The organism is Hymenobacter ruber (assembly GCF_054783255.1).
Genome location: NZ_BAAGQX010000004.1, coordinates 1,317,296 through 1,334,990 on the forward strand (window position 1 = coordinate 1,317,296; position 17,695 = coordinate 1,334,990).

14 protein-coding genes are annotated in these 17,695 nt (G+C 61.3%); 13 read left to right on the forward strand and 1 reads right to left on the reverse strand.

Annotation, left to right across the window (positions count from 1 at the left end):
• Nucleotides 1–28 precede the first annotated feature (28 nt).
• Nucleotides 29–472 (reverse strand): hypothetical protein, encoded by a 444-nt coding sequence (locus tag ACYVM5_RS16205; protein ID WP_460619148.1) that lies wholly within the window; start codon nucleotides 470–472, stop codon nucleotides 29–31.
• A gap of 298 nt (nucleotides 473–770) precedes the next feature.
• On the opposite strand from ACYVM5_RS16205, the gene mraZ reads away from it, so the two are divergent.
• From mraZ to ftsZ, 13 genes are all read left to right on the forward strand, one after another.
• Complete coding sequence (mraZ, locus tag ACYVM5_RS16210) at nucleotides 771–1,244, forward strand: division/cell wall cluster transcriptional repressor MraZ (protein ID WP_460619149.1); 474 nt, start codon at nucleotides 771–773, stop codon at nucleotides 1,242–1,244.
• 2 nt (nucleotides 1,245–1,246) lie between these two features.
• A complete protein-coding gene (gene rsmH, locus ACYVM5_RS16215; protein WP_460619150.1) occupies nucleotides 1,247–2,170 on the forward strand; it encodes a 16S rRNA (cytosine(1402)-N(4))-methyltransferase in 924 nt (307 codons plus the stop codon).
• 9 nt (nucleotides 2,171–2,179) lie between these two features.
• A complete protein-coding gene (locus ACYVM5_RS16220) occupies nucleotides 2,180–3,109 on the forward strand; it encodes an FtsL-like putative cell division protein (RefSeq protein ID WP_460619151.1) in 930 nt (309 codons plus the stop codon).
• The gene (locus tag ACYVM5_RS16225; protein WP_460619152.1) at nucleotides 3,106–5,592 is read left to right on the forward strand and encodes a penicillin-binding protein; all 2,487 of its coding nucleotides are present in this window, start codon (nucleotides 3,106–3,108) and stop codon (nucleotides 5,590–5,592) included. The genes ACYVM5_RS16220 and ACYVM5_RS16225 overlap by 4 nt, the downstream gene beginning before the upstream one ends.
• An 84-nt stretch (nucleotides 5,593–5,676) precedes the next feature.
• A complete protein-coding gene (locus tag ACYVM5_RS16230) occupies nucleotides 5,677–7,149 on the forward strand; it encodes a Mur ligase family protein (RefSeq protein WP_460619153.1) in 1,473 nt (490 codons plus the stop codon).
• A gap of 24 nt (nucleotides 7,150–7,173) precedes the next feature.
• Nucleotides 7,174–8,394 carry a phospho-N-acetylmuramoyl-pentapeptide-transferase gene (mraY, locus tag ACYVM5_RS16235; protein ID WP_198068869.1) on the forward strand — a complete coding sequence of 407 codons (1,221 nt, stop codon included), beginning with the start codon at nucleotides 7,174–7,176 and terminating at the stop codon, nucleotides 8,392–8,394.
• A gap of 2 nt (nucleotides 8,395–8,396) precedes the next feature.
• The gene (murD, locus tag ACYVM5_RS16240) at nucleotides 8,397–9,761 is read left to right on the forward strand and encodes a Mur ligase family protein (protein ID WP_460619154.1); all 1,365 of its coding nucleotides are present in this window, start codon (nucleotides 8,397–8,399) and stop codon (nucleotides 9,759–9,761) included.
• Nucleotides 9,762–9,845: 84 nt separating this feature from the next.
• Nucleotides 9,846–11,018 (forward strand): FtsW/RodA/SpoVE family cell cycle protein, encoded by a 1,173-nt coding sequence (locus tag ACYVM5_RS16245; protein WP_460607688.1) that lies wholly within the window; start codon nucleotides 9,846–9,848, stop codon nucleotides 11,016–11,018.
• Between the two features lie 60 nt (nucleotides 11,019–11,078).
• Nucleotides 11,079–12,176 carry a UDP-N-acetylglucosamine--N-acetylmuramyl-(pentapeptide) pyrophosphoryl-undecaprenol N-acetylglucosamine transferase gene (gene murG, locus ACYVM5_RS16250; protein WP_460619155.1) on the forward strand — a complete coding sequence of 366 codons (1,098 nt, stop codon included), beginning with the start codon at nucleotides 11,079–11,081 and terminating at the stop codon, nucleotides 12,174–12,176.
• A 62-nt stretch (nucleotides 12,177–12,238) separates the two neighbouring features.
• Nucleotides 12,239–13,636 carry a UDP-N-acetylmuramate--L-alanine ligase gene (murC, locus tag ACYVM5_RS16255; protein ID WP_460619156.1) on the forward strand — a complete coding sequence of 466 codons (1,398 nt, stop codon included), beginning with the start codon at nucleotides 12,239–12,241 and terminating at the stop codon, nucleotides 13,634–13,636.
• Between the two features lie 160 nt (nucleotides 13,637–13,796).
• Nucleotides 13,797–14,555, forward strand: a complete 759-nt coding sequence (locus ACYVM5_RS16260; RefSeq protein WP_460619157.1) for a cell division protein FtsQ/DivIB — start codon at nucleotides 13,797–13,799, stop codon at nucleotides 14,553–14,555.
• Nucleotides 14,556–14,639: 84 nt separating this feature from the next.
• Nucleotides 14,640–16,052 carry a cell division protein FtsA gene (gene ftsA / locus ACYVM5_RS16265; protein ID WP_460619158.1) on the forward strand — a complete coding sequence of 471 codons (1,413 nt, stop codon included), beginning with the start codon at nucleotides 14,640–14,642 and terminating at the stop codon, nucleotides 16,050–16,052.
• 138 nt (nucleotides 16,053–16,190) lie between these two features.
• Complete coding sequence (gene ftsZ, locus ACYVM5_RS16270) at nucleotides 16,191–17,690, forward strand: cell division protein FtsZ (protein WP_460619159.1); 1,500 nt, start codon at nucleotides 16,191–16,193, stop codon at nucleotides 17,688–17,690.
• Nucleotides 17,691–17,695 lie beyond the last annotated feature (5 nt).

A 17,695-nucleotide genomic window follows, 5' to 3' on the forward strand; every position in this document is an offset into this window, starting at 1 on the left:
TGCAGCAGGGGAAAAGCTCAGAAAAAACCTAGACTTCCAGGGTGCACACAAAGGCCAGCAGCGCCCGGCCCCCGAGGGGCGGGGGCGAGGCGTCGGCCGCAAACCAGCGCGGGGCAGCCGCTGCCAGCGAAAATGCCGCGGCCTTCGAAACCGGCCAGCTCAGCGCAGGCACGGTGGTCAACAGCGCCGGCGCCGGTACCAAAATTTTGGCGGCCAGTTCGTGCGCCGGGCTGCTCAGCTTGTGCTCGTGCTTGCTGAAATCGCAGCAGCCATCGGCGGCTTTGGGCGTGGCCGGAGCCAGCTCGCCCGTGCAGCCGCGCAGCTCGGCCCGCCCGGCTACGGATATGGCCACCGTACTCTGCCCACTCATGCGGCAGGTCAGGCGCTGCACCGTGAGGCCCACCGAGGTGATGAGCACCAGCACGGCCAGCAGAATACTGACGAGGCGACGGAACGGAGAATGAGGACGCATAACGACTGCAAAGGTACGGCCCCGTGCAGCTTGGCCGGCGTATGGAATCCGGCCCAGGCAGGTGCAATATCCCGCGCCTGCAACTCACCTCATAATCCTCTTTGCCCCAGCCATCGTCTACTTCAACCCTCAGCACTGTGGCTGGTGCCAACGCACATTAAGCCTGAGAAAACTGGTTTTAAACGCTGGGAGGGCCTTTTTGCATTTGTGGTAGGAAATGGTAAATCGTGGTTGATTTTCGCAGGGGTTCCCGTACATTTGCTAATGTCGCCGTTTTCCCACCCGGCCTCCCGTGCCCATGAACCTGCTCTCCGGCGAATACGAATGCAAGCTCGACCCCAAGGGGAGGCTGGTGTTGCCGGCCAAGGTCAAGGGCAATCTGCCCGAGCAATCGGGCAATCAGCTGGTGCTGGTGCGCGGCTTCGAGCCCTGCCTGGTGCTCTACCCGCGCGCCGCCTGGCGCGTGATTCACGAGAAGGTGATGGCGCTGGACGAATTCAACGAAGAATACCGCCAGTTTCAGCGCAACTTTTTCCGGGGTATGACCGAGGTCGAGCTGGATAGCATCAACCGCTTCATGCTGCCACGCAGCATGTTGCGCTACGCTGGTATCGAGAAAGAGGCCATTATCGTGGGCCTGGGCAACCGCTGTGAAATCTGGGACCCGGCCCGCTACGACGAGTTCCTTATCAAAGACCAACAGAGCTTTAGTAAGTTGGCGCAGAAATTCTTATCCGTTGAAACCCCGCCGCTCGCCGGCCTGGCTGCCTAAGCATGAGCGAATACGACAACGACCAGGCCTATCACCGCCCCGTAATGCTGGCTCAGTGCCTGGCCGCCATGGACTTGCAACCCGATGGCCGCTACGTCGACGTCACCTTCGGCGGGGGCGGCCACTCGGCCCGCATCCTTGAAAAACTGACCACAGGCCACCTCTACAGCTTCGACCAGGACGCTGACGCAGAGGCCGAAGCGGCCAAACTGGCCCGCCCGCAGTTCACCTTCATCAAAGCCAACTTTCGGGACTTATTCGCTGAGCTACAGCAAGCCGGGGCGCTGCCCGTGGATGCGCTGCTGGCCGACCTCGGCGTGAGCTCACACCAGTTCGACACGCCCGAGCGCGGCTTCTCGACCCGCTTCGACGGTCCGCTCGACATGCGCATGGACCCCGACGGCCCACTTACGGCCGCCGATATCCTCAACGATTATAAAGAAGCCGACCTGCACCGCATTTTCGGGATGTACGGCGAGGTGACCAATGCCCGCACGCTGGCTGCTACCGTGGGTGCCGCCCGCCGTGGCCGCCGGCTCGAAACCATTGCCGAGCTCAAGCAGGCCATTCAGCCCTGCACGCCGCGCGGCAAGGAGAACAAGTACCTGGCCCAGGTTTTTCAGGCCCTGCGCATCGAGGTAAACCAGGAAATGCAGGCCTTGCAGGAGATGCTGCTGCAAACCGCCGACGTACTGCGCCCCGGCGGCCGGCTGGTGGTGATGAGCTACCATTCGCTGGAAGACCGGCTGGTGAAAAACTTCATTGCCAAGGGCAAATTTTTCGGCACCGTCGAAAAAGACTTCTTTGGCAATGAAAGCAAGCCCTTTGAGGCCGTGAACCGCAAACCCGAAGAAGCCGACCCGGCCGAAGTGGCGTTGAACAGCCGCGCCCGAAGTGCTAAATTGCGGGTTGCAATTAGAAACTAGAACTTGCCGATGGCCGCTAACACGCTCCGTCCCACCGATGCCCCGCGCCGCGCCAACGTGCCGCGTCCGGTAGCCGCGCCCGAGCCGGAGGTAGCACCCGCGCCGCCCGTGGCCGAGTACGTGGCCCCCGAACCGGAGCCCGCGCCCGAGCCGCGCCCCAAACGCGAGAAGCGCCGCCGCGAACCCGAAGCCGAAACTGCCCCGCGCAGCTCGTGGAGCCTGTTTTCGCTGCTCGACCGGGCCACGAGCGTCGATGGATTGTTCCGCGAAGGCCTGCCGGTGCGCTTTCTGCCGCACCTGCTGTTTGTGATGCTGCTGGTGCTGCTTTACATCGGCAACACGCACTACGGCAACCGCATGAACCGCAATATCCAGCGCCTCAAGCAGGAAACCGAGGATTTGCGCGCCGACTACACAACCCTGAAATCGGACTACATGGAGGCCAGCAAGCAAAGCGAAGTGGCCCGCAAAGTGGCCGCCATTGGCTTGGTAGAGAGTTCCTCGCCGCCCTTCCGCATCACCGTGCCCGCCGGCCACCTCGACGCCGCTGAGTTGGAGCTGATGCCAGTGCTCACGGCCGATACCCTGGCCGCCCGCGCCGACCGCGACTCCACCGCCGCCCTGCGCGCCGACCAGCTGGCCGGCCGCAAGCATCCCACCGATGGCGGTGATGTAGACAGCGGCCCCGAAATTATTGCCCCGCCCCAGGCGCTGGACGGTGACTCGGTGCCAATTGCGCCAGCATCGCGTAGTGCAGCTGCCCCACAGGCTTCGCACCGAGCCGTGGCCGCACCTCGGGCGGCGAAAAGTCCCGCTGCGAAGCACAACGATAGTAAGAAGTCGAATAAGCCCGACAATAAGAATAAAGCACAAAAGGGTACAAACTCGCACAAGAAACAATCGGCAGATAAGCAGACCGTTAAAGCTCATTCCCGATGAAAGGAAGTGTTAAGAAGTCGATAGTGACGCGGGTACGGCTGGCCTTTTTGGGGGTAGCTGTATTTTCAAGTGCCATTTTTTGGAAGGCGACCAAAATTCAGTTTCAGGAAGGCGCTAAGTGGCGCGCTTTGGAGCAGGAGCGGCGTATCAGTTACCAGTCGGTGCCAGCCACGCGGGGCAATATTTACTCAGATAACGAGAGTATTATGGCGACTTCGCTGCCGTTCTACCGCGTAGCCTGGGACCCGGGCGTGGTGGAGGATGGCGTGTTCAAGGCCGGGATTGACTCGCTGGCCTGGCACCTGTCGCACTTTTTTGGCGACCGCAGCGTGCAGGAGTACCGCCGCCGGCTGGTGAACGCGCACTCGGCTAAGCAGCGCTACATCCGCCTCAACTCGCGCCAAATCAATTTTCAGGAAAAGAAGCTAATGGCGACCTGGCCGGTATTTCGCGAGAAGCGGAACCGGGGCGGGGCCATTTTTGAGAAGGTGGACAAGCGCTTCCGGCCGTTTGGCGGGCTGGCGCAGCGCACCATCGGCTTTGTGAACGAGGACCACCACGGCGCGGGCCTGGAGTATACCTTCGAGCAGAGCCTGGCCGGCAAAGCGGGTGAGGCGCTGTTTGAGCGCGTGCCCGGCGGCATCAAGCCGGTGTACGATGGCACCGAAATCAAGCCCCTGCCGGGCTACGACGTGAAAACCACGCTCGACATCAACCTGCAGGACGTGGCCGAAAACGCCCTCTACAAGTCGCTGGTCGATAATAACGCCCAGTATGGCTGCGTGATTCTGATGGAAGTGGCGACCGGCGAAATCAAGGCCGTGGCGAACCTCGGAAAAGCGTCGGACGATACCTATAAGGAAGACTACAACTACGCCTTCGCCGACCAGGGCCGCACGGAGCCGGGCTCGACCTTCAAGCTGGCTTCGATGATGGCCTTGTTTGAAGCCCACCCCGAACTGACGCTCGACGATATGGTGGACACCGGCAACGGCCGCATGTACGTGGGCGGGGCCGTGAAATCGGACTCGCACGGCTATGGCCGCATCACGGTGCAGCAGGTTTTTGAGAAGTCGAGTAACATCGGCGTGGCCAAGCTGGTCGACAAGTACTTCTCGGGCAACCCCAGCGAATACACCGACTACCTGAAGAAATTCGGTCTTAACAAGCCACTGGGTTTTCAGATGGCTGGTGAGGCGATACCCTACGTGAAGGACACCAAGGACCGCAGCTGGAGCCGCACCTCGCTCACCACCATGAGCATTGGCTACGAACTGAAGCTGGCCCCGCTGCAAACCCTGTCCCTCTACAACGCCGTGGCCAACGGCGGCGTGAAAGTGCAGCCCATGATTGTGCGCGAAATCAAGCAGGCTGACCAGGTGCTGCAGCACAACGAAACCAAGGTGCTGAACCCCAAAATTTGCTCCGATGCCACGTTGGCTAAATTGAAGTCGATGATGGAAGGGGTAGTAACGGCCGGCACGGCTCGCAGCATCCGGCCCAAGGACTACAGCATTGCCGGCAAAACCGGCACGGCCTGGAAGTTCAAGAACGGCCAGTACACCAAGACGTATTCGACCAGCTTCTGCGGCTATTTCCCGGCCGACAAGCCCAAGTACAGCTGTATCGTGGTGGTGGATTCGCCCCGCAACGGCCGCATCTACGGGGCCGACGTGGCCGCGCCGGTGTTCCGCGAAGTGGCCGACAAGTGCATGGCCCGCGACCTGCTGAGCCAGCGCCCACTGTTGGCCAAAGCCCGCCTGAACAAAAGCCACGTGCCGCTGGTGCGCGCCGGCATGCAGGACGAGCTGGCGCTGGTGTGCCAGAAGCTGGGCTTGGTGGGCAACACCCAGGCCACTGGCGGCGAGGAGTGGGTGCGCGGCGCTTCCGACACCGCTTTCCACGCCCGCACCGTGGCACTGGTGGTGAACCCGGTGCGCCCCAACCGCGTGCCGATGGCCCGTGGCCTGAGTTTGCGCGATGCGCTGTTCCTGCTCGAAAACCGGGGCCTGCACGTAAAGGCCGTGGGTTCGGGCCGGGTGCGCGAGCAGTCGCTGGCCCCGGGCTCGCCCATCAAGCGCGGCGACCTGATTACGCTGACGCTGGAAGAATCGGGTCCGCGCATTGCTGCGCCGGTGGCTTTGCCTGAGCCCGAGCACACTGACCTTGCCGAGAACAAACTGCTGGTGCCCGTGGACATGGAGCCGGCCAAAGCCCGCAAGTCGTTTGCCGACGGCGAAAAAGCCCACGTGCAGCCCGCCGTAGCCGAACGCTCAGCTGGCGTTAAACCAAATGCCAAAGCCAGCAAGCCTACGGCCAAGCCTGCCGCTGCCTCATCGGCTGCCAAATCTGCGGCAACTGGCGGAGCAAAAGCTGCTGATAAATCTAACGTCGCCGACAAGTCAAAAAACACCCGCCAACCCGCCGCGGATAAGAACTCCAAAAAATCCGCGCCGGCTAAGCCTACCGTGCGCCGCGCCTGAATCAGTTAAAAGGGAGAAGTTAAGAGTTGAAAATGCGAAATGCCCCAACTCTTAACGCCTAACTTTTAACTCATAACTCCAAAAATGATTTCCCTGCCGCTCTTTTCCCTGCTCACCGACGTGAACGTGCTGGCCCAGCACGGCCCCACTGATGTGCCCATCACCGGCCTCACTTTGGATTCGCGCGAAGCCGGGCCGGGCGTGGCTTTTTGCGCCCTGCGCGGCACCGCCACCGATGGGCATAAGTTCATCGAAGGTGCCGTGGAGAAGGGCCTGGCCGCCGTTATCTGCGAAGAGCTGCCGGCCGTGCTGAACCCCGCCACGGCCTACGTGCTGGTGGCCGATTCGGCCGAGGCGCTGGGCCACGTGGCGGCGGCGTTTCACGGGCATCCTTCGCGCCAGCTCACGCTGGTGGGCGTGACCGGGACCAACGGCAAAACCACCTGCGCCACGCTGCTGCACAAGTTGCTGCGCGAGCTGGGCTACCACGCCGGCCTGCTGAGCACGGTGCAGAACCAGATTGACGAGGAGGTCATCCCCAGCACCCACACCACGCCCGACGCCATTCGGCTGAATGCGCTGCTGGCCCGCATGGTGGCCGCTGGCTGCACCCACGCCTGCATGGAGGTGAGCAGCCACGCCGTGGCCCAGCACCGCATCACGGGCCTGCGCTTCGCAGGGGGCGTATTCACCAACCTCACCCACGACCACCTCGACTATCATGTCACGTTCGATAACTACCTGAAGGCCAAGAAAGCCTTTTTCGACACGCTGCCCAAAACCGCTTTCGCCCTCACCAACGCTGACGACAAGCGCGGCCCGGTGATGCTGCAAAACACCGCTGCCCGCCGCGCCACCTATTCGCTGCGCGGGGCCGCCGACTTCCGGGCCAAGCTGGTGGCCAACGAAGTCCACGGCCTGCACCTTGAAATCGACGGCCGCGAAATCCTGTTCCGCCTCATCGGCGTGTTCAACGCCTATAATCTGCTGGCCGTGTACGGCGCGGCCGTGCTGCTAGGGGAGGAGCCCACCGAAGTCCTCACCATCCTCTCGGGCCTGACTACCGCGCCCGGCCGATTTGAGCCGGTGGTATCGGGCACGCAAAGCATCACGGGCATCATCGACTACGCCCACACGCCCGATGCGCTGGAAAACGTGCTGCAAACCCTGCACGAAATCCGCCAGCCCAGCCAGCACATCATCACGGTGGTGGGCTGCGGCGGCAACCGCGACGCGGCCAAGCGCCCCATCATGGCCAACCTGGCCGCCCGGCTCTCCAACAAGGTCATTCTCACGTCCGATAACCCCCGCTTCGAGGACCCCACCGAAATTCTGACCCAGATGCAGGCCGGCGTCACCGCGCCGGATTCGGCTAAAGTGCAGACCGTGCTCGACCGTCGTGCGGCCATCGAAGCCGCCGTGCGCCTGGCCGGCCCACACGACATTGTGCTGGTAGCTGGCAAGGGCCACGAGAATTATCAGGAAATTCGCGGTGTGAAAGCGCACTTCGATGATAAGGAAGTACTTGCCGAAACTTTTGCCGCGCTGGGCAAATAAGCCCCAACGCTAACCGATTCCCGAATGCTTTATTACCTCTTCCGTTACCTGCACGAACATTTCCACTTGGCGGGCACCGGCGTGTTTCAGTACACCACGTTCCGCGCCGGCTTGGCGGTGGTTATTTCTCTGCTCATTGCCCAAACGTTCGGGCACCGCCTCATCCGTCTGCTCCAACGCAAGCAGGTGGGCGAAAGCATCCGCGACCTGGGCCTGCAGGGCCAGAACGAGAAGAAAGGCACTCCCACCATGGGCGGCCTCATCATCATCCTGGCCATTCTGGTGCCGGTGATTTTGCTGGCCCGCCTGCGGAATATCTACATCATTCTCATGATTTTGAGCACGGTGTGGCTGGGCCTGATTGGTTTTCTGGACGACTACATCAAGGTTTTTCGCAAGAACAAGGAGGGCCTGAGCGGCCGCTTCAAGGTACTGGGCCAGGTGGGCCTGGGCATCACGGTAGGCTGGGTGCTGTTCTACAGCAACGAAATCACGGTGCGCGAGTACCTGTTGCCCAACGGCACCTTCTCGGCTGTTGATGCCAGTAAAGTGTTCAAAGACGTGCACTTGATGATTACCACCGTGCCGTTTATGAAGAACAACGAGCTGAACTACGGCGACCTGTTTGCCACGGCCGGCACGTTCTTCAACGGCCTCTACGGCTTCCTCTACATCCCCATCGTCATCTTCCTGATTACGGCCGTGAGCAACGGCGCCAACATTACCGACGGCCTCGACGGCTTGGCCGCTGGCACGTCGGCCATCATCGGGGTCACGCTGGCCATCTTCGCCTTCGTGAGCGGCAACGCCTTATTGGCTGATTATCTGGACGTGATGTTCATTCCCGATTCGGGCGAGCTGGTTATTTTCTGTACCGCCTTCGTGGGGGCCTGCATCGGTTTTCTGTGGTATAATAGCTACCCGGCGCAGGTTTTCATGGGCGACACGGGCTCGCTGGCGCTGGGCGGCATCATTGCGGTGCTGGCCCTCATCGTGCGTAAAGAGCTGCTGATTCCAGTGCTATGCGGCGTGTTCCTGATTGAAAACCTGTCGGTTATCGTGCAGGTGAGCTACTTCAAATACACCCGCAAGAAGTACGGCGAGGGCCGCCGCCTGCTGCGCATGTCGCCGCTGCACCACCACTACCAGAAGCTCGGCTACCACGAATCCAAAATCGTGTCCCGTTTCTGGATTGTGGGCATTATGCTGGCCGTCATTACCTTGGTTACCCTGAAACTGCGCTAAGAATGAACATTGTAATCCTCGGAGCGGCCGAAAGCGGCGTGGGCGCGGCCCTCCTGGCCCAGGCAAAGGGCCACACGGTTTTCGTGTCCGACCGCGGCCCCATTCAACCCGACTACAAGCAGCAACTCACCGCGGCTGGCATCGCCTTCGAGGAGAGCCAGCACTCGCTGGATAAAATCCTGGCCGCCGATGAGGTGGTGAAAAGCCCCGGCATTCCCGAAAAAGCGCAGGTCATTCAGGCGTTGCGTGAGAAGGGCACCCCCATTATTTCCGAAATTGAGTTTGCCGGCCGCTACACCCGTGCCAAGTGCATCTGCATCACCGGCACCAACGGTAAAACCACCACCACGCTGCTCACCTACCACCTGCTGAAATCGGCGGGCCTGAACGTGGGCCTGGCCGGCAATGTGGGCTTTTCGTTGGCTGAGCAGGTAATCGAGGACAAATTTGAGTATTACGTGGTGGAGCTGAGCAGCTTCCAGCTCGATGACACCCACGACTTCCAGCCCTGGATTGCCATCCTGCTCAACATCACGCCCGACCACCTCGACCGTTACGGTTACTCGCTCGAGCAATACGCCCAGGCCAAGCTGCGCATCACCCGCAACCTGGATAGCAGCGGGGCTTTTATCTATAATGCTGATGATGAGGTGACGGGCCAATATTTCCAGTCGGCTTTCCTGCAAACGCGCCAGCTGCCCTTCAGCCTGCACCACCGCCACGACATCCACCTCGCCGGCTACTATGTGTCGGAGGACGTGCTCTGCACCAACCTTACGCCCGGTATCGACGAGGACGGTGGGGTAGAGGTGAACACCGCTAGTTCGCCGCTCATCGGCCAGCACAACCGCCAGAATACCCTGGCCGCCGTGCTCGCTGCCCGCGTGGCCGGCCTCGAACCCGAGCAGATTGAAGCCGCGCTGGCCACCTTTCACAACGCCGACCACCGCCTGCAACTGGTGGCCGAAATCAAGGGCGTCCGCTTTATCAACGACAGCAAGGCCACCAACGTGGAGGCCGCCTGGTACGCCCTCGACGGCATCCACCAGCCCATCATCTGGATTGCCGGCGGCACCGACAAAGGCAACGACTACCGCAGCCTGCTCAACCTGGCCGAGCACCGCGTGAAGGCCCTCATCTGCCTCGGCGTGGACAACGCCAAGCTGCGCACCGCGTTTGACCCCATCGTTTCGCACGTAGAGGAAACCCAAAGCATGGCCGATGCCGTGGCCCGCGCCGCCGCCCTCGCCGTTCCCGGCGATGTGGTGCTGCTCTCGCCCTGCTGCGCCAGCTTCGACCTGTTCAAAAACTACGAAGACCGCGGCCGGCAGTTCATTCAATGCGTGAAGGAGCGAATAAGTGAATAGGTGACTGCCAACCCGTCATTCACTCGCAAATTGCTCCTTGTCTAATATTCTCTTCCTCGCCCATTCACTCATCCATTCACTGTCATGAAAGACTGGCTGCAACGCAACCTCAAAGGCGACCCCATTCTGTGGGCCATCGTGCTGCTGTTCTCCTTCATCAGTATTGCCGTGGTGTATTCGGCCACCGGCACGCTGGCGTATAAGAAGATGAATGGCAACACCGAAGCCTTCCTGTTCAAGCACACCAGCCTGATTATGCTGGGGCTGCTGTGCATGTGGCTGGCCCACCGCGCCGATTACCGTCATTATTCGCGCTGGTCGCTCTACGCGCTGCTGCTGAGCGTGCCGCTGCTGCTGTTCACGTTTTTCATGGGTGGCGAAACCAACGGCGCGTCGCGCTGGATGACTATTCCGGTGATTAACCAGACTTTCCAGCCTTCTGACTTGGCCAAGCTGGCGCTGATTTCGCACCTGGCCAGCATGCTCAGTCGCCGCCAGCAGCACCTCGATGACTTCAAGTCGACGCTGCTGCCGGTGATGCTGTGGGTGGGCACCATTTGCAGCCTCATCATCCTGAGCAACGCCTCGACGGCGCTGCTGCTGTTTGCCACCTGCATGCTGCTCATGTTCATCGGCCGGGTGCCGCTCAAGCACATGGCCGTGATGGTGGGCATTTTCGTGGTGCTGGGTGGCGCGGGCCTCGCGGCCGGCCAGCGCCTGGGCACGGTGATGTCGCGCGTCACCAACTTCACCGACAAAACGAAGAAAACGCCTTTCCAGCTCGAGCACAGCTACATCGCCATTGCCACGGGCGGCATCGTGGGCAAGGGCCCCGGCAAAAGCACCGAGCGCAACATTCTGCCTCACCCGTATTCTGACTTTATCTACGCCGTTATCATCGAAGAATACGGCCTGCTGGGCGGGTTCGTCATCCTGTTCCTCTACCTCGCTTTCCTCTATCGGGGGCTGAAAACGGTGATGAACAGCTACGGCGCGTTTGGCGGGCTGCTTTCGGCGGGCCTCAGTTTCAGCCTTGTACTCCAGGCATTGGTGAACATGGGCGTGGCCGTGGGCCTAGGCCCCATCACGGGCCTGCCGCTGCCGCTGCTGAGCATGGGCGGTACCTCACTCATCTTCACCGGCATCAGCATCGGCATCATCCTGGCCGTAAGCCGCGGCGAGCGCGAAATCCGCCCCATGACCGGCGAGCCGGAAGACACGGCCCGGATTCCCAGCCAGCGCGCGCAGTATGCGTAATGGTCACCGTCAGGTTGCGGCTATGCTCAGCCTGACGCTTTCTCCGACGTTTCGTTACCCATGACCAATTCCCCACTTCGTTTTATCATCTCCGGCGGCGGCACGGGCGGGCACATTTTCCCGGCCGTGGCCATTGCCAACGAGCTGCGCCGCCGCCTGCCCGATGCCGAAATCCTCTTCGTGGGGGCCAACGGCCGCATGGAGATGACCCGCGTGCCCGATGCCGGCTACAAAATTGTGGGCCTCGACATCACGGGCCTGCAACGCCGCCTCACGCCCCAGAACCTGATGTTTCCGGTGCGCGTGTTTCGCTCGGTCCGCAAGGCCGGGAAGCTGATTGAGGAATTCCGGCCCGATGCCGTGGTTGGGGTAGGAGGGTACGCCTCGGCCCCGGTGCTGCTGGCAGCTACTTCGCGGGCCATTCCCTCGCTCATTCAGGAGCAGAACTCCTATGCCGGCCTGGTGAATAAGCTGCTGGCCAAGCGAGTGAATAAAATTTGCGTGGCTTACGACGGCATGGAGAAATTCTTTCCGGCCGATAAGCTTGTGCTCACTGGCAACCCCGTGCGCGCCGAAATTTCTCACGGCGACCGCGCCGAAGCCTTGAAATTCTTCGGCCTCGACCCCAATAAGAAGACCCTGCTGGTGGTGGGCGGCAGCCTCGGCGCCCGCACCCTCAACCAGGCCACGGCCGCCGCCCTGCCGCGCCTGCGCGAAGCCGGCATCCAACTCCTCTGGCAAACCGGCAAGCTCTACTTCCCCGAAGCCCGCCAGCAAGCCGACCAGGCCGCTGGCCTCCACGCCCTGGAGTTCATCCAGCGCATGGACCTGGCCTACGCCGCCGCCGATGTGGTCATCAGCCGCGCCGGCGCGCTGTCGGTGTCGGAGCTCTGCCTCACCGGCAAGGCCAGCATCCTGGTGCCCTCGCCCAACGTGGCCGAAGACCACCAAACCAAGAACGCGCTGGCCCTCGTCAGCAAAGGCGCCGCCGTCCTCATCACCGACGAGCACGCCTCCGAACGCCTCTACGACGAAGCCCTGCGCCTCCTCGCCGACCCAGAGCGCCAGCAGCAGCTCAGCACCCGCGTCCGCGAGCTGGCCCGCCCCGACGCGACCGTGACAATTGTGGACGAGCTGTTGAAGTTGATTAAGAAGTAGCGGATTGCCGAGCTTAATTAAGCTCGGCATGACGTTCGAAAGAGCATAAACACCCCTCGAATTTGAACCAGTTTCCCTACGTTTTCTTCCTAGGCATTGGCGGCATCGGCATGTCGGCCCTGGCCCGCTGGTTCCGCGCCAACGGCCATCACGTCAGTGGCTACGACAAGACCGAAACGCCCCTCACCCGCGCCCTCACCGCCGAAGGTATCGCCATTCATTACGCCGATGCCGTGGAGAACATCCCGGCCGAAATTCGCGAAAACCGCGCCCAGACGCTGGTAGTGCTCACGCCCGCCATCCCGGCCGATAGCGTGGAATGGGCCTGGCTCCGGGCTGAAGGCTACGACATCCGCAAGCGCAGTCAGGTACTGGGCGTGCTCACCCAAGGCCGCTACACCATTGCGGTGGCCGGCACTCACGGTAAAACTACTACCAGCAGCATGGTGGCCCATCTGCTGCACCACGCCGGCCTCGACGCCGGCGCCTTCCTCGGCGGCATTTCGGTGAACCTGGGCAGCAACCTGCTGCTGCCCGCCACGCCCGAGGCGCCCATCGTGGTCGAGGCCGACGAGTATGACCGTAGCTTCCTGACGCTGTTCCCGGACGTGGCCATCGTCACGAGCACCGATGCCGACCACCTCGACATCTACGGCGACCAGTCAGCCCTGATTGAGTCGTTCCGCCAGTTTGTGGCCCAGATTAAGCCCGGCGGCACACTGCTCCTCAACCACACTGCCGATGCCAGCGTGGCCGCCGCCGTGCCGCCCGGTACCCGCGTCATCCGCTACGGCCTCACTCCGGAGCAAGGGCCCGAGCTTTACGCCGCCAACATCACTGCCGAAGGCCACCGCTTCCATTTCGACCTGCACCGCCCCGAAGGCACCGTGCACGGCCTGGAACTGGCGGTGCCCGGCTACCACAACGTCGAGAACATGCTGGCCGCCGCCGCCGTGGCCCAGTTGCAGGGCCTGAACGAAGCGCAGCTACGCGCCGCCGTAGCCGCCTACCGGGGCGTAAAACGCCGGTTCGAATTCGTAGTCACCGCGCCCGAAAACGTTTATTTAGACGATTACGCCCACCACCCACGCGAAATCGAAGCCTTCCTGCGTTCGGTGAGGGCGCTCTACCCCACCAAGCGGTTGCGCGTCATTTTTCAGCCCCACTTGTTCACCCGCACCCGCGACTTTGCGGCTGGCTTTTCCAAAAGCTTAAGTATTGCAGATGAGGTGCTTTTGTTGGATATTTACCCTGCCCGCGAGAAGCCGCTACCCGGCGTAACTGCCGAAATGCTTCTGGCCGAAATTACCGCTCCCACCAAAGCCCTCGTGACCAAAGAACAAGCCCTGGCCGCCGCCCAAACCGACACGTCCTTCGACGTGCTGGCCACGGTAGGAGCGGGGGATATCGACACGCTGGTGCCGCAGCTTAAACTGATACTTACGGAACGGTGGAAGTAGCACCATAATAGCCTTCTGTCATCCTGAGCGGAGCGAAGGACCTTATCACGGAAGAACGGTTCGCAGGACTTCTGTTGATGCGAACGTGATAAGGTCCTTCGCTCCGCTCAGGATGACAGACGACAAATTCAACCACTCCACAACCCCACCACTCCACCATTTGGAACGCACCGTTAGAAACTTACTCGTGGCCGCTGCCTGCCTGCTGGTGCTGGGCGCGCTGGGCGCTTTTGCCGCCGTGCGCCAGGCCAACCGCTCGGTCGATGCCGTGAAGGTGAACATTGCCAACGAGTTCGATAACTATTTCATCTCCGAGCGCGGCGTCACGGCCCTGCTCACCAAGGGCGGCAAAGAGCCCGTCATCGGCACGCAGCCCGAGGGCCCGCGCCTGCGCGTGCTGGAAGCCCGCCTGAAGGCGCATGCCTTCGTGCGCGATGCCCAGGTGTACCGCGACCTGGCCGGCAACCTGCACGCCGATGTGCGCCAAAATCGCCCCATCGCCCGCCTCACGCATCCCGACACTCGCCTCGATACCTACGTGGATGCCGAAGGGCATGCCCTGCCGCTTTCACCACTGTTTACGGCCCGCGTAGCCACCGTGGCGCGGCCCGGCGGGGCCAGCCTGCCAACTGGATTTTTCCAGGACAGCACCGGGCGGCGCTACCTGGAGTTTTTGCGCTACGTAGACGAGCATGAATTCTGGAAAGCGCAGGTTTCGGAGGTGTTTATTGAGCCCGGCGGCAAGCTGTCGTTCACGCAGCAAGTGGGCGACCAACGTATCGAATTCGGGCTCCCCGAAAATATTTCTGAAAAATTCGCAAAGCTTATGGTATTTTACCGTCAAATTCCGTCAGTTTTGGGGTGGGACACCTACCACCGCGTAAACGTCGAATACCAAAATCAGATTATTTGCGAATAGCAATTCGCTGAAAAATAGGCTCTTAAGCCCGGAAATCTCACTCCCAACCCACCGCTTTTTCACTGCTCGCCAGCACCGCATCCTATGCAACAAGACAAAATCGTCGTCGGGCTCGACATTGGTACCACAAAAATCTGCGCCCTGGTGGGCCGCAAAAACGAGTTCGGCAAACTCGAAATCCTGGGCATGGGCAAAGCCGTGTCGGAGGGCGTTTCGCGCGGCATCGTGCTCAATATCGACAAGACCGTTGACGCCATCAAACGGGCCATTCGGCAGGCCGAAGAACAGTCCGGAATTAGCATTGGAGTGGTAAACGTCGGCATTGCCGGCCAGCACATCAAGAGCCTCCAGCACAACGGCAGCATCACGCGCAACTCGCACGACACCATTGGCCCGGACGACGTGGCGCGCCTCACGCAGGACATGTACCGGCTGGTGACCCAGCCCGGCTCGCAAATCATCCACGTGATGCCGCAGGACTACAAAGTGGACTACGAGGAAGGTATTTCCGACCCCGTGGGCTACGAAGGCGTGCGCCTGGAAGGCAACTTCCACATCATCACGGCCCAGAGCACGGCCATCAACAACATCAACAAGTGCGTGACCAAGGCCGGCCTCGAAATCGCCGACCTGATTCTCGAACCGCTCGCCAGCTCCATGTCCATCCTCTCGGAGGAGGAAAAGGAGGCCGGCGTGGCCCTGATTGACATCGGGGGCGGCACCACCGATTTGGCGGTGTTCAAGGATGGCATTATTCGCCACGCGGCGGTACTGCCTTTCGGTGGCAACATCATCACGCAGGACATCAAAACCGGCTGCAACGTAGCCCCCGGCCAGGCCGAGCAGCTGAAGGTGAAATTCGGCAAAGCCATTGCCCAGGAAGCCAGCGACTACGAAATCGTGAGCATTCCCGGCCTGCCCAACCGCCCGCCGAAGGAAGTTTCGCTGAAGAATCTGGCGTACATCATTGAGGCCCGCATGTCGGAAATCATGGAACTAGTGTATGCCGAAATCTACCGCATGGGCCTGCACGACAAGCTGTCGGCTGGCATCGTGCTCACCGGCGGCGGCTCGCAGCTCCAGAACCTTGAGCAGCTCACCGAATACATCACCGGCCTCGATACCCGCATCGGTTATCCCAACCAGCACCTTGGCAAGAGCCGTATTGAAGCGGTAAAGTCGCCGATGTACGCTACCACCGTGGGCCTCGTGCTGTCGGGCTACCACTCGCTCGATGAGCGCCAGATTTCGCGGCCCAGCTACGAGGAGGAGCAGGTGGTCGTGCCGTCCTATTACTCAGCGCCAGCCGCTGCTGCTCCTGTAGCTCCGGCTGCGCCCGCGCCCGTGGAAACGCGTGCTGCTACGCCAGCGGCTCCGGCCCCCGCGCCGCAGCCCGCCAAGCCCAAGGAGCCCGGTGCTGCCAGCCGTTTCTTCAAGGACATCATCACCCGCACCAAAGGGCTGCTGATTGACGATTACGACGATAAATCTTATTAAGACTGTTGAATTGGCGGATTGTTGAATTGATGAATTAATTGGTCAATAGTTGGTGAAATAAATTATTTCTTGCCGGCTATTGACCAAGAGTATTTGCAGTTTGACAATTCAGCCATCCACCCGTTCAACCATTCCATTATGAATTACAAATTCGATATTCCCGCCCAGAGCAAGTCCATCATCAAAGTGATTGGGGTTGGCGGCGGTGGCTCCAATGCCGTGAAGCACATGCACAAGCAGGGCATCAAGGACGTGGAGTTTATCATCTGCAACACCGACCACCAGGCGCTGCAAAGCTCTACGGTGCCCAACAAGCTGCAAATTGGCGTTGACCTGACCGAAGGTCTCGGCGCGGGGGCCAAGCCCGAGCGCGGCCGTCAGGCTGCCATCGAAAGCAAAGAGCAAATCCGCGACCTGCTGAACCAAGGCACCAAAATGCTCTTCATCACGGCCGGTATGGGCGGTGGCACCGGAACCGGCGCAGCCCCTGTAATCGCGCAGGTAGCGCAGGAGCTGGGCATCCTCACGGTAGGCATCGTAACGGCCCCGTTCATGTTCGAGGGCAAGAAAAAGCGCCAGCAGGCCGAAGAAGGCATTAAGGCCCTGAGCGAGCACTGCGACACGGTGCTGGTAATTCTCAACGACAAGCTGCCGCAGATTTACGGCAACCTGACGATGGGCGCCGCCTTTGCCAAAGCCGATACCGTGCTGACTACGGCCGCCAAGTCCATCGCCGAAATCATCACGGTAACGGCCGATGTGAACGTTGACTTTGAAGACGTGAAAACGGTGATGAAGGACAGCGGGGCCGCCGTGATGGGCAGCAGCGTGACCGAAGGCGAAAACCGCGCCCGCCGCGCCGCTGAGGAAGCGCTGAACTCGCCGCTGCTCAACAACACCGACATTCACGGTGCCCAGCGTATTCTGCTCTCCATCATGTCGGGGGTGGAGCACGAGCTGGAAATGGACGAGCTGACGGAAATCACGGAGTACATTCAGGAGAAAGCCGGGCAGGACGCCGAAATGATTTTCGGTCACGGCATCGACGACAGCCTGGGCCAGAGCATTCGCGTGACGGTAATTGCCACGGGCTTTGCCCGCGATGCGCATTCCATCACCACGCCTGCAATGGGCGGCGTTGCCGCGCACGAGCCGATTGTAGCGCCGGCCCCGGTAGCCGAAACGCCCCGTCCGGAAGCAACACCTGCTACGCCTGCCACTTCGGCTCCATTTGTGCCCAGCTTCGGCGCGCCGGAGCCGGCCCGCGTAATGCACGATTTGAACGGCCCTTCGGCGCACAACGCGCCGCCGTTGGCCGGCATTCCGGCCAGCGCTCCGACCGAGCCCGTGCTCACCTCAAGCGCGCCCGCGCCGGTGCCAGCAACTGGCCCGGAGGCCCACCGCCCCCGCCCGGCCATGGATGCGCAGGCGCTGGAGCGCCGCCGCCGCCTGCAGGAGCTGAGCAACGGCCTGCCGCCCGAAGCGGTGAGCCAATACGACACACCCGCTTACCTACGTCGCCAGGTGAAATTGGAAAACGTAGAACCTAGTTCGGCTCAGAATATCTCCCGCTTCAATTTATCGGATGATAATGAGTTGCTGGGAGATAACCGGTTTCTGCACGACAATGTGGACTAGGTAAT

Bases quoted from the DNA above. Each gene is read 5' to 3' on its own strand.
- ACYVM5_RS16225 (WP_460619152.1), top strand. From the start codon at position 3,106: ATGAAAGGAAGTGTTAAGAAGTCGATAGTGACGCGGGTACGGCTGGCC.
- ACYVM5_RS16230 (WP_460619153.1), top strand. From the start codon at position 5,677: ATGATTTCCCTGCCGCTCTTTTCCCTGCTCACCGACGTGAACGTGCTG.
- ftsA (WP_460619158.1), top strand. From the start codon at position 14,640: ATGCAACAAGACAAAATCGTCGTCGGGCTCGACATTGGTACCACAAAA.
- murD (WP_460619154.1), top strand. From the start codon at position 8,397: ATGAACATTGTAATCCTCGGAGCGGCCGAAAGCGGCGTGGGCGCGGCC.
- ACYVM5_RS16220 (WP_460619151.1), top strand. From the start codon at position 2,180: ATGGCCGCTAACACGCTCCGTCCCACCGATGCCCCGCGCCGCGCCAAC.
- ACYVM5_RS16205 (WP_460619148.1), bottom strand. From the start codon at position 472: ATGCGTCCTCATTCTCCGTTCCGTCGCCTCGTCAGTATTCTGCTGGCC.
- rsmH (WP_460619150.1), top strand. From the start codon at position 1,247: ATGAGCGAATACGACAACGACCAGGCCTATCACCGCCCCGTAATGCTG.
- ACYVM5_RS16245 (WP_460607688.1), top strand. From the start codon at position 9,846: ATGAAAGACTGGCTGCAACGCAACCTCAAAGGCGACCCCATTCTGTGG.
- ftsZ (WP_460619159.1), top strand. From the start codon at position 16,191: ATGAATTACAAATTCGATATTCCCGCCCAGAGCAAGTCCATCATCAAA.
- mraY (WP_198068869.1), top strand. From the start codon at position 7,174: ATGCTTTATTACCTCTTCCGTTACCTGCACGAACATTTCCACTTGGCG.
- murG (WP_460619155.1), top strand. From the start codon at position 11,079: ATGACCAATTCCCCACTTCGTTTTATCATCTCCGGCGGCGGCACGGGC.
- mraZ (WP_460619149.1), top strand. From the start codon at position 771: ATGAACCTGCTCTCCGGCGAATACGAATGCAAGCTCGACCCCAAGGGG.